9 protein-coding genes are annotated in these 12362 nt (G+C 55.9%); 4 read left to right on the forward strand and 5 right to left on the reverse strand.

Features of this window, described 5'->3' with window-relative positions; genetic code table 11:
* Positions 1-2 precede the first annotated feature (2 nt).
* From DJ564_RS05260 to DJ564_RS05275, 4 genes are all read right to left on the reverse strand, one after another.
* Complete coding sequence (locus DJ564_RS05260) at positions 3-3422, reverse strand: ATP-binding cassette domain-containing protein (RefSeq protein WP_109627950.1); 3420 nt, start codon at positions 3420-3422, stop codon at positions 3-5.
* Positions 3423-3426: 4 nt separating this feature from the next.
* A complete protein-coding gene (locus DJ564_RS05265) occupies positions 3427-4512 on the reverse strand; it encodes a cupin domain-containing protein (protein WP_109627951.1) in 1086 nt (361 codons plus the stop codon).
* 24 nt (positions 4513-4536) lie between these two features.
* Complete coding sequence (locus tag DJ564_RS05270; protein WP_109627952.1) at positions 4537-5703, reverse strand: acetyl-CoA carboxylase biotin carboxylase subunit family protein; 1167 nt, start codon at positions 5701-5703, stop codon at positions 4537-4539.
* A gap of 574 nt (positions 5704-6277) precedes the next feature.
* Positions 6278-6994 carry an SIMPL domain-containing protein gene (locus DJ564_RS05275; RefSeq protein ID WP_109627953.1) on the reverse strand — a complete coding sequence of 239 codons (717 nt, stop codon included), beginning with the start codon at positions 6992-6994 and terminating at the stop codon, positions 6278-6280.
* A gap of 361 nt (positions 6995-7355) precedes the next feature.
* On the opposite strand from DJ564_RS05275, the gene DJ564_RS05280 reads away from it, so the two are divergent.
* From DJ564_RS05280 to DJ564_RS05295, 4 genes are all read left to right on the forward strand, one after another.
* Positions 7356-8618 (forward strand): ATP-binding protein, encoded by a 1263-nt coding sequence (locus tag DJ564_RS05280; RefSeq protein WP_109627954.1) that lies wholly within the window; start codon positions 7356-7358, stop codon positions 8616-8618.
* On the forward strand, positions 8611-9171 hold the full coding sequence (locus DJ564_RS05285; protein WP_109627955.1) for a response regulator transcription factor: 561 nt from the start codon (positions 8611-8613) through the stop codon (positions 9169-9171). The genes DJ564_RS05280 and DJ564_RS05285 overlap by 8 nt, the downstream gene beginning before the upstream one ends.
* A 96-nt stretch (positions 9172-9267) precedes the next feature.
* Positions 9268-10995: an ABC transporter ATP-binding protein/permease gene (locus tag DJ564_RS05290; protein WP_109627956.1), complete on the forward strand. Its 1728-nt coding sequence runs from the start codon at positions 9268-9270 to the stop codon at positions 10993-10995.
* Positions 10996-11253: 258 nt separating this feature from the next.
* A complete protein-coding gene (locus DJ564_RS05295; RefSeq protein ID WP_031318393.1) occupies positions 11254-12003 on the forward strand; it encodes a FadR/GntR family transcriptional regulator in 750 nt (249 codons plus the stop codon).
* Between the two features lie 158 nt (positions 12004-12161).
* Here the strand turns inward: DJ564_RS05295 and DJ564_RS05300 are convergent, their stop codons facing one another.
* A complete protein-coding gene (locus DJ564_RS05300; RefSeq protein WP_109627958.1) occupies positions 12162-12353 on the reverse strand; it encodes a hypothetical protein in 192 nt (63 codons plus the stop codon).
* Between the last annotated feature and the right edge of the window lie 9 nt (positions 12354-12362).

Below are 12362 nucleotides of genomic sequence, written 5' to 3' on the forward strand. Positions count from 1 at the left end.
GTTTACGATCCTTGTATAACCACTCGTGAGGATTTATTCGGGACTGCCGTTTTTTCAACCAGCCGTTTTTCGTGATTGAAATTGAAGTTTCTGTTGCCGAGTGCGGAAAGCTCGGGATTGTGAGTAATGATGAAAAACAACGTATTGGGCAGCGCAGAAATGAGCTTGTGAATCAACTGAACTTCATCCGCTCTGTTCAACTCTGAAGTCGCTTCATCGAGGATGACGATCGCCGGGGTGTTGAGGGTCAGGTCAAGCAATGCCAGTCGTTGTAGTTCTGACTTGCTCAGGTTTATTTCACCATTCCAGGGGACGTGTTGATTAAAGCCATCCTGCAATTGCTCGACAATATCCGAGAGCCCGAGATAGGCCGCGCGTTGATTGAGTTCTTCCAGTGACGGGTTGTTAAAGTGCTGCGCCAGCGAACCCGGTTTAAAAACGGGGTTGGAGGTCAGTAGCTGGACTTCTTCCGCATGCTGGCGTGCTAGGTACCCATCGGTGCCGCCTAGCGTGGATATCTGCCCTTGGCTTGGGAACAAACTGCCCACTACCAGGTTGGCAAACGTGGATTTGCCGACGCCACTGGCACCCATGATCACAACGACTTCATTCTCATGGAACGACTGGTCGAAGTGTTCGAGCACCGTTGAGCCGCTGTTCGAGTTAATGAACGTGACATCGGAAAAGCACACCAACGGGGCATTCGAACCGATCTTTGTCTGCACCGGCGAAGTTCGAGGTTGAAAGCTGGCAACCACCAGACGATCAGCACTGTCCAGGACTTGCCGGAGTTCAACGAGACATCTGCCGAGTCGTGCAAAAATCGCAATCAGGCTGTAGGAGAGACTGATCGCCAAAACGTTCGCCATGCTGACCGTGCCTGTTGCATGGAAGTAAATCGTTGACGCAACGATGCCTGACAGGAAAAAAACGCCCATCAAATCCAGCTTGTAGCTATACCAGCGACGTGTTGCAGCATTGTCCAGCGAGGCGAATGCCCGAGTGGTCAGGCTGGGTGACAGCCAATCCAGAATCATCGAATTGTCGTGTGCATTATCAAATCGACTACCTGCCCAATTCAGTGCCTGAACACGTGCAAACAAGGTGGACGTGGCGTCGATTTCCCCGGCATTGAATCGCCGGAGTAACTCGCCGGAGTTTCTTGCGCCATACCAGTAGCAAAGCCCGATAACAACGAACGGCAGCAATACATAGAAGTTGTTCAGCATGACGTAGCCGATTGTTATCAACAGCAAGGTTGCGGCGCCAACCGTTTCCAGCAACAACACCGGCAGAACCTCATCGACACGACGCTGATCCCAGGTCAGCTTGTTCTGGCTGTCACGATTAACCTCTTGAGCCAGGGTGTGGTCCAGGCCTGGATTCATCAAATTAGAGAAGTAATGAATGCATTGGGTTGAGGCTGCATCAATACTTTTCCTGACGGTAATCAGCGCCCCGAAAATCGACAGGACCGCACTCACCACTAAAACAATGACTAGCCCGATCAAGGACAGCTGCAAGTGTGTCGTCAGGTAACCGCTGGCAATAATGTAATCACCCACAATGGTAAACACTTCCTTAAGGGCGAATAGCACGAAGGCTATCAACGTGATGTTCCATAGACCGAAATCCAGCAGGCTTCTTGTGATTGACCTTGAGCGTGTCGCAGCAGGTTCTGTCGGCTCGGGTACAGAGAGAGGCTCTGCTTCGTCTGCCGGAACAACCGGGGCGAGGTTCTCGGAGCGGGTGCCAACAGGGTTTGAATGCGCTGCAAGTTGATTGGTTAACACGTGCGCAATGTTGCCGCCCGCCACTGTCCAGACTTCTTGCGCGGCCGCTTTCTCTTCCTGTTTGTCCGTGACGAAAACGACGTTGGTATCGCGCCATGGACCTTGCAGAAGTGAAACAAGCAGGCCCGCCGCGAGGTTTTCGTCCAGACCCGAGGTGGGTTGGTCAATGAGAATCCACTGCGGCTGTGCGACCAAGGCTCTGGCCAACTCAAGACGCTTTCCCTGGCCTCTGGAAACGTCCCAGTTGCCCTCAGCGCCATGGGTGAGCTCATTTAGGTAATCAACGTAAAAGTGCTCGGGCAAGCGAGACAGAGCGAGGGCACGGCAGGCCTCGTCGTCTGAAAAATCTCTGCGGTAAAGACTCAGGTTCTCGCGAAGTCCACCGGCAAATATCCACGGCTCGTCCGGAATGAAGATTGCTCGGCCGTCAGTGTCGTCAAGACATTGCGCTCGGTTTCGTAGCACCGAGGTCTTGCCGCTACTCGCGGTCCCGACAATCGCAATATGTTTAGCTTGGGTGGTCGGTAGCTGTACCGGTTCAAGGGAGGACGAATCAGCGTGATCGGCACGAAGGAAATACTCGATGTTTTTGTGCCCGACAAATCCTTGAGAGATGCTTTGCACAATATCCGGAATGTTATGGGCGACGGATCTCAAGCCGCCAATCAATGCCATGGCCGCCAATACTCCAGGCGCATCGACGTGACCCAGATAGACTAGCTGCAACAGTGCCGCACTGAGCAGCGCCGCAATGGGCGTCATCGTCGAGATCAAACTGATCGCTGCTACCAGGCGGGCCGCTTTTTTCAGCGACGCTGCTTCGAGGTTTCGTTTGTCGGCGTAGTCGCTTATCAGTTTGGCATTCCAGTTCTTAAGCCAAGCCTGACGTCGGTTTTTTGTAGCGAACACACCTATCTCGATGCGTTGCGTGGCGTTCAGTGATAGTTGTGCATAGGTCATGCTTAGTCGTTGAGCCACCCAGAACACGACCAGCGAACTGACGACAATGACCGCCAACGCGGCCAAGGCACTGACGCCTAGGGCAAAGAAGAAGAATGTTGAGGTAAAGATGACCGTGGCGAGTGCCAGCGAGATTGTTATAAGTCCCGACCATGAAGATTCGACACGTGCCGCTTCGCGGTCAAACAGCGTGGTGAGGCTGAGTGGAGACGAGCCACCCAGCGCACTGTTCTTTTTGAGCAGAAGGCGTTGTTCTATATAAGAGCGACCGCCGATACCCACCAGTTCAGCCAGAAAAAACGAGTGGTTGAGCGCCAGCCAAGCGCAGTAGGTCAGCGCCATGCAGGTGGCACCGAGTGCGATGTTCGACATGACCACCAAGTCGTCTTGTATGAGTTGCGCCAGTAACGACTTGAGGGTAATGGCGGCGCCAAATGCCGCTGAGGTATGCACACCGATGGCCACAAACGCCAACACGATATCTTGTCTGAGGGCTGCAAAAATCCTGAGGTGAAGCCTGTCCTTCCCGTTTTCTTTCCCGGCATCCTGTATCGCAGCGCCACGCCAGCGCTGCCAGCGGGGCGCGTGGACGGAGCGCGCGCCTCGATGGCCTCCGAATTCAGGGATCTGAAACCATAAAATTGTGTTCAGGATTTCTGCAATCTTCATGAGGTCAGTTGTATGCCGGCTTGGTTGGAGGTTTTGTATCCATTGCACGATGCGGGTGATCAGCGCGGGCGATGTCGGCGAACCGGTCGCAAAGCAGAGTGATCATGTTCCAGCCTTCGCTCAGGGTTTCACGCAACTCTTCGATTTCCTTGGGGGATGCCTGATTCAGCAGTTCTATGCCCATACTGACGTGGCTGCTGTCATCTTCACCGTGCTCTTGAAAGTGGGGCATGCTGGTAAACACACGGGCCGCCTCGCTATGGAAAATCTCGCCGCTGCCTTCCAGCACGATGTGCATCAGCAATGTCTTGACCATGTCGTTCTTGTAGAGCATTTGATGCCTGAACCATTCCATGGTGGACAGAAATGCCGCGTCCCCTATGGGCGAGTGAGTGGCATCGCGCTGATTGCGCAGGTTGTTGTTGTGTCCCAGTTCCTCCACCAGGTGTTCAAGCGCGATTTTCTTGTGTGCAGGATCAAGCGTCATCGCCACACGTATATGCAGCAGGTTCTGAAACATGTCTGACCAGGTCTGCAGGCAATCGAGAAGCCTTTCGCGTACTTCGGGCTGATCGATCGACGGCGAATTGATCAGCGAAAGCAGCCGACTGTTCCTGAAGCTCTCCAGATAACCCTCGTTATCTTTTAACAGCGTGTCGGCGGGCTTGGCATTGGCTGTTTCTTGAGCCTTGAAGACGACATTCGGTTGAAGGGTGTCCTCGTACAGGGCCTTACCGTTGAACTGGATGGAGAGTGCCCAGAACCCATCGTTGGTGCCTTTGAAACCATGCTGCGAGTGGGGCGGGACCAGCACCATATCGCCTGCTTCGATATTTCGTTCTGTATCGCCAAGGGTTTTCCCCGAGCCGTCACAAATCAGGATCAGACTCGCCTCGGGGTGTTGGTGAACCGACAATTCCTGGTCCTTTTCGAGTCTGACCCAGCTAAGAGCCAGCTCGCTTTTGGACGGAATGAACTGGGCCAGCGCCGGATGTTGGGAAAATATTTTTACAACACCCAAGTCGTGTAAGGCGCCTTTCACCACCACGCTGTTGAGGGGAGCGATGTCACTTCTAGAGATAACTTCCATATCGTCTATTCCTATTGTTGGCAACTAACTTTCGGAGCTTAGTCTGTTCAGATGGTCAATGGCGGTATAGAACTTCTTGCGATCATTGCTGGCAATGACCACGAGGCCGATTTTGTCATCGTTGATGTGCGGTCTTCCCTGCGGGGGATTGGCTTCACCCATTACTAGCCTGATGATGTCCACTTCCTGCATGTAATCCCTGATCAGGTCCGGGTTTAGTGGTTCATAAAAAAGATGAGAGCCAGCAAACTTGTAGTGTGTCAGTTGAGTGTTGGTAGTGTCTGATTCGGCTTCGTGACTATGGAGGCGCAGTGTTTCTCTAAAAAGATCAACGCCTGTTGTGAGCTCAACCAACAAGCCGATGTAATCGCCACCGACGCGGTTGTTGACCTCTATCAGGTGAAATTTTCCATCCGCTATTGTTACTTCAATATGGCAAGGGCCATGTGTGTGATTGATTGCGGTCAGCAGGCGCTCGCAATAACGACTCAATTCGCTGAATGTGTCGCTGTCGAGATTGTCCGGCGAGATGATGTGCTGCTCTTCTGCGAGCGATGTTTTGTATAGTTGTTTATTCGTGACGGCAAGGACTCGGTGTTGTGAGTCGATGGTCAGTGTTTCGACACTGACTTCCCGTCCGTTTAAAAACTCCTCCGCCAGCATGACGAAATTTTCATGATTGAGTCTCTCCAGCGTATCGAGCAGGGACGCAGAGTCTTTGATGATGAAGACGTTTTCGCTACCGGAGCCCGTTGGGTCTTTTAAGACCATTCCATTTGGATAGCAGTTGAAAAACGCTTCGACGTCCCTTTTGGTTTTACAGATCTTGCTGGCAACGGCGAATTCAGTATGTTCCAGCCTGGATCGCATCAAAGGTTTGCAGATGCATATTTCGCAGGTTTCGTAATCGATGCCCGGGATGGCGTAATGCTGACTGGCGCGTGCGGCGGGTAGCAGCCCGTCCTCCGTGAATGAAAAAATGTAATCGATAGGTTGTGTTTTTAGTATTTTGTCCATTTCTTCGAGGATGGTGATTTCGGAGAAATCATTGATGAGATGAATATGGTTGGTAAGTGCTGAGAGATTTTTACCCTTTGACTCAGGAAGTTGCAGTACGATGAAGTTAGAGCCTAAGCCTTCGAAGTGCATGAAGGTTTCGTCATGTCCGCCGATCAGTACAATGTTTTTCATAAGGTTCCATTGTTGGCGAGTGGGGCCGATTGTCAAGGCTGTTATCTCGTGCTTTTAGGTGAGGCATGAGCTCGGTTTTGATGGGGGGGATTCAGTTGCATATAGTGAGTCGATTGAGCTGTTGGTGTGCGACAAGAGCTATTTATAACTGAATATTAGCTCGGTTAAAGTGGGCGGGAAATGGCGTGTGGAAAAAACAGACCCATCTTACAGTGCCTGAACGGCATGATTTAATTTGTTGAGGGAAGTTTCCTAAAGTCCTGTAAGTTGTTTCCTTCAGAGATGTTGGTGCACGTATAGAGTTGTTTTCTATAACTCAGCGATCGACCGTGAGATAACGTCGATCCGGCATAGACCGCGTTATCGTTCTTCGCGAGCAGGCTCGCTCCCACAGAGATTGAGTGTGTAGTTGGATTTTGTGTACGACACAGATCAAATGTGGGAGCGAGCCTGCTCGCGATGGCGGCGGATCAATCACCACAAAACCATCAGACACTCCGGCCCCGGTTTCGGACAGGCAATAAAAAACGGCGATCACTTCAGTGATCGCCGTTCCTGTGTCCGGGTTATCGAATCAAGGCATCAACACTTCAATTGCGCCATCCGCCGTCATGCCGACCTGGCTCGTGCCTGCCTCAACCTCAGGCATCACTGGCGCGCCGTCCATGCCCGCCGCTTTCATCATCATCGGCCCGCGCATGTACGGCTGTGGATAACCGCTGCTGTTCAGGTTCAGGCTGACGATTTTGTAACCCTTGCCACCCAACGCGTCGGTCGCCAGTTGCGCGCGGGCTTTGAAAGCGGTGACGGCTTCTTTAAGCAGTGCGTCTTCGCTGGCCTTGCGGGTTGGTGTGGCGATGGCGAAGTCCATGCCGCCCATTTTCAGGTCGGTCAGCAGTTCGCCAGTCAACTTCGACAGCGCGGCGAAGTCGGAGCTTTCCAGGCGCAGTTCGGCGCGTTCACGCCAGCCGGTGATTTTCTGGCCTTTGGTGTCGTAGATCGGGTAGCTGTTGCGGCTGCCTTGGCGCAGGGTGACTTCCTTGACCTGTTTGGCCTGGGCCAGCGCTGTGTTCATGGTGGTGCTGACGTCGGCCGCGAGTTTGGCCGGGTCGGCGTTTTGTTCTTCGGTGTAGAGCGTCACGATCATCAGGTCGCGGGCCACTTCCTGGCTGACTTCGGCGCGCAGGGCGATCTGGTTGTAATGAAGCTCGTCGGCGGCCAGGGCCGGGAGGCTGGCGACGGTGCCAACGCTTAAGGCAAGAAGGGCGGCGCTGCGGCGGAAACTGTGCATGAAAACTCCTTGGACGGTGCGCAGGGGTTAAGGTCCGAGCCTGCGTGAAACCATCAGACTCTAGCTTTAATGATCCGGTTCGCACAGTTACAACTTCTATACAGATGTCGGTGATCCAGTGGTGAGGGGATTTATCCCCGTTGGGTGGCGAAGCCGCCCCGAAAGCTGCACCTCGGTGCGTCAGATATACCGCGTGTGTCGTATTGACGACTGCTTCGCAGCCGAACGGGAATAAATCCCCTCGCCACAGGGGGACTGGGAGCTTTCCTGCCATGTGGCGGTTTGCCGCACTTTTGCCTGTCAGCCCCCGTGCTTGGTTATACTCCGTGCGATCCGCCTGGAGCGCTCATCAGGAGAGCTCATGCTCGCCCCCGTTCAAATCACTTCCGCCACTCGCCAGAATCTCTGGCGGCTGACATTCATCCGCACCTTGGTACTCGCCGCTCAGGCCGGTTCCGTAGGCCTGGCCTACTGGTTCGACTTGTTGCCGTTGCCGTGGGTGCAACTGGCGATGACCCTCGGCTGCTCGACGCTGTTGTGCGCGTTCACCGCTGTTCGCCTGCGCACTTCGTGGCCGGTGACCGAGCTGGAATATGCCCTGCAACTGGCCTGCGATCTATTTATCCACAGCGCCTTGCTGTATTTCTCCGGCGGCTCGACCAACCCCTTCGTCTCCTATTACCTGGTGCCGCTGACCATCGCTGCCGTGACGTTGCCGTGGCGCTATTCGGTGATTCTGTCCGGGATCGCGCTGGCGCTATATACGTTGTTGCTGGCGCAGTTCTATCCGCTGGAAACCTTCCCCATCGCCCGGGAAAACCTGCAGATCTACGGCATGTGGCTGAGTTTTGCCCTCGCCGCCGCCGTCATCACCTTTTTCGCCGCGCGCATGGCCGAAGAGTTGCGTCGTCAGGAAGAGCTGCGCGCCATCCGCCGTGAAGAAGGCCTGCGCGACCAGCAATTGCTGGCCGTTGCGACCCAGGCCGCTGGCGCCGCTCATGAGCTGGGCACGCCGTTGGCGACCATGAGCGTGCTGCTTAAGGAAATGCGTCAGGACCATCCCGACCCGCTGTTGCAGGACGATTTGAGCGTGTTGCAGGATCAGGTCAAACTCTGCAAAGAGACCTTGCAGCAACTGGTACGCGCCGCTGAGGCCAATCGTCGTTTGGCAGTGGAGATGCAGGACGTCACCGACTGGCTAGACGAAGCATTGAACCGCTGGCACTTGATGCGCCCGGAAGCCAGTTACCGCTTCCAGCGCCTGGGCCAGGGCACCGTGCCGCGCATGGCGCCGCCGCCAGATCTGACGCAGGCGCTGCTGAATTTGCTGAACAACGCCGCCGATGCCTGTCCCGAAGGGTTGCAGGTGACGCTGGACTGGAATGCCGAAGACCTGACCATCAGCATTCGCGACCACGGCGCCGGTGTGCCGCTGGCCATTGCCGAACAGATCGGCAAACCGTTTTTTACCACCAAGGGCAAAGGTTTCGGCCTGGGCCTGTTTTTGAGCAAGGCCAGCGTGACACGCGCCGGCGGCTCAGTGAAACTCTACAGTCATGAGGAAGGCGGCACGCTCACCGAGCTGCGCCTGCCCCGTGTCGCCCGAGGAGACGAACATGAGTGACGAGATCCAAGTTGAAGGCGAAGAACTGCCGCATTTGCTGCTGGTAGACGACGATGCAACCTTTACCCGTGTGATGGCCCGCGCCATGGCCCGCCGTGGTTTTCGCGTCAGCACCGCCGGCTCTGCCGAAGAAGGGCTGGTCATCGCTCAGGCTGATATCCCGGACTACGCCGCACTGGACCTGAAAATGGACGGCGACTCGGGCCTGGTGTTGCTGCCCAAACTGCTCGAACTCGACCCGGAAATGCGCGTGGTGATCCTCACCGGTTATTCGAGCATCGCCACCGCCGTCGAGGCGATCAAGCGTGGCGCCTGCAACTACCTGTGCAAACCGGCAGACGCCGACGACGTGCTGGCCGCGCTGCTCTCCGAGCATGCCGATCTCGACACGCTGGTGCCGGAAAACCCGATGTCGGTGGACCGCTTGCAGTGGGAACACATCCAGCGCGTGCTGACCGAACACGAAGGCAACATCTCCGCCACTGCTCGCGCCCTGGGCATGCACCGCCGCACGTTGCAGCGCAAACTGCAGAAGCGCCCGGTGCGCCGCTGAACGGTTGCTGAACGATTATCGCCAGCCCTCGCGATAACACGAACCGATCATCTATGATCGGTTCGTGTGTGTTCTTTTCTTTATTGAGCCTTTTCCATGAATCAGAACGCTGAGTATTCCGCGGTCAACGATGCTGTGCGCGGGCAGTTTTTTCGAAAAGTCTGGGCGATGATCACGCCGTACTGGCGCAGCGAGGAGAAGGTCAAGGCCTGGACGCTGCTGATCGCGGTGATTGCGTTATCGTTGATCAGCGTGGGGATCTCGGTGTGGTTCAACACCTGGTACAAGGATTTTTACAACGCGCTGCAGCAAAAAGACGAAGCGGCGTTCTGGCGGCTGATTCTGTATTTCTGCGGGATTGCGGCGGTGGCGATTGTCGGTGCCGTGTACCGGCTCTATCTGACCCAGATGCTGACCATTCGCTGGCGTGCCTGGCTCACGGAAAAGCATTTCGCCCGCTGGCTCGGCAACAAGAATTACTACCAGCTGGAGCAGGGCGGTTATACCGATAACCCGGACCAGCGGATCTCCGAAGACCTCAACAACTTCACCTCCAATACCCTGGAATTGGGCATCGGTTTGCTTCGCAATATTGTTAGCCTGGTGTCGTTCTCGATCATTCTGTGGGGCGTGTCGGGCAGTATCGAAGTGTTTGGTTTTACCATACCCGGCTACATGTTCTGGTGTGTGCTGGTGTATGCCGTGATCGGCAGCTGGCTGACGCATTTGATCGGTCGCCGCTTGATCGGCCTCAACAACAAACAACAACGCTTCGAAGCCGACCTGCGTTTCTCCATGGTGCGGATTCGCGAAAATGCCGAGAGCATTGCGCTGTACAACGGCGAGCCCAATGAAAACCGTCGCTTGAGCAACCGCTTCGGGATGGTCTGGCACAATTTCTGGGACATCATGAAGGTGTCCAAGCGTCTGACGTTCTTTACCGCAGGTTACCAACAGGCAGCTATTATCTTTCCGTTCATCGTCGCTTCGCCGCGTTACTTGTCCGGCAAGATCGAACTCGGCGAGCTGATGCAAATCAGTTCGGCGTTCGGCAATGTGCAGGAGAGTTTCAGCTGGTTTATCAGTGCGTACCAGAACCTCGCGTCGTGGCGCGCCACTTGTGATCGTCTGCTGAGTTTCCGCCAAGCCATGACCGACAACGAAGAGCGTGCGCCGGCGATCGATGTGCAGAATTCGGGCTCGGCACTGAAGGTGCACAACCTGGGCCTCGATCTGGCTGACGGTCGTCATTTGCTGACCAACGCCGACATGACCTTGGAGGAGGGCGAGCGCGTAATGATCAGCGGCCGTTCCGGCAGTGGCAAGTCCACGTTGTTTCGGGCGATGGGGCATCTGTGGCCGACGGGCCACGGCAGCATTCGTCTGCCGACGGCGCGCTATCTGTTCCTGCCGCAGAAACCGTATCTGCCGATTGGCACGTTGCGCGAGGCCTTGAGTTATCCACAGGCCGGTGAGACCTATCCGCACGAGCGTTATGTTCACGTGCTGGAGACCTGCCGCTTGCCGCACCTTGTTGCGCGTCTGGACGAAGCCAATCACTGGCAGCGCATGCTGTCGCCGGGTGAACAGCAACGGCTGGCTTTCGCCCGCGCGCTGCTTTATGCACCGCAGTGGCTGTACATGGATGAAGCGACGTCGGCGATGGATGAAGAGGATGAAGCGTCGCTGTATCAGGCGTTGATCGATGAGATTCCGGGGCTGAGCATTGTCAGCGTCGGGCATCGCAGCAGCTTGAAGCGTTTCCACCCACGGCATGTGCGCATTGAAAATGGCCATCTGGTGGACCAGACCGTGATCGCATAAACACCTCCGCCCCATCTGTGGGGCGGATTCTGTGGTGAGGGGATTTATCCCCGTTGGATGGCGCAGCCATCCCAAGCCAGCAGCCTTGGTACATCCGGTACATCAGGTACATCGAGTGCAGAGGTTTTGCGACGGCTGCGCCGCCGAACGGGGATAAATCCCCTCGCCACAGGTCGCGCCTGCCGGGGCGGGGTGATCGTACAACCGCGTTGAGCTATGATGCGGTTTCAGCCGCAATTTTCGAGACAGACGTTCACCATGGAAAACCCGATCGACGCACCACGCCTCCCTCGCAAGCGCCGCAGCCTCGCACAGGAATTGGTGACGGTGCTGTCCGAGCAGATCCGCGACGGTCACCTCAAGCGCGGCGACAAATTGCCCACCGAGTCGGCGATCATGGATGCCCATGGCGTCAGCCGCACCGTGGTGCGCGAGGCGATTTCCCGTTTGCAGGCGGCTGGCCAAGTGGAAACCCGCCACGGCATCGGCACCTTCGTGCTCGACACTCCAAGTCCAAGCGGCTTTCGCATCGACCCGGCGACCGTGGTCACTCTGCGGGATGTATTGGCAATTCTGGAATTGCGCATCAGCCTCGAAGTGGAATCCGCCGGCCTCGCCGCCCAACGCCGCAGCCCGGAACAGCTGGCCTTGATGCGCGCAGCACTGGACGCCTTGAATGAAAGTGCCGCCCACGCCAGCGATGCCGTAGCGTCGGATTTCCAGTTTCACCTGCAAATCGCCCTGTCGACAGGCAACCGCTACTTCACCGACATCATGACCCACCTGGGCACCAGCATCATTCCGCGCACACGGCTGAACTCCGCACGCCTGGCCCATGACGACCAGCAGCACTACATGAGTCGTCTGAGCCGTGAGCACGAAGAGATTTACGACGCGATCGCGCGCCAGGATTCGGATGCCGCGCGGGCGGCGATGCGTTTGCATCTGACCAATAGCCGCGAGCGGCTGCGCCATGCGCATGAAGAGGCTGAGGCGCAGCGGGGGTAGGTTTCCAGGCTGGGGGATTGGTTGACTGACAGATAGCCATCGCTAGCAGGCTAGCTCCCACAGGGGATCTCCAGTGAACCCACTATGGGTGTTCACCCTTGATTAAATGTGGGAGCTAGCCTGCTAGCGATTGGGCCGGCAGCTTTAATACTAAATTATCAGCCAGAGCGCAGAATCGAACGATCCACCCGCACGGCCAATTCAGCCACCCCGGGCTTGGCATCAAACGTCACATCCCCACGCTCATCTACCATCGCCCGAGCAATCGGCACACCTTTAGACAACAACTCCAACGGCGCCCCCTCCAGCGATTGTCCCGAAGCCAATTCCAGTTTCAATTTAATCGTCATCATTGATCT

The sequence above is a fragment of the Pseudomonas sp. 31-12 genome (assembly GCF_003151075.1).
Taxonomy (GTDB): Bacteria; Pseudomonadota; Gammaproteobacteria; order Pseudomonadales; family Pseudomonadaceae; genus Aquipseudomonas.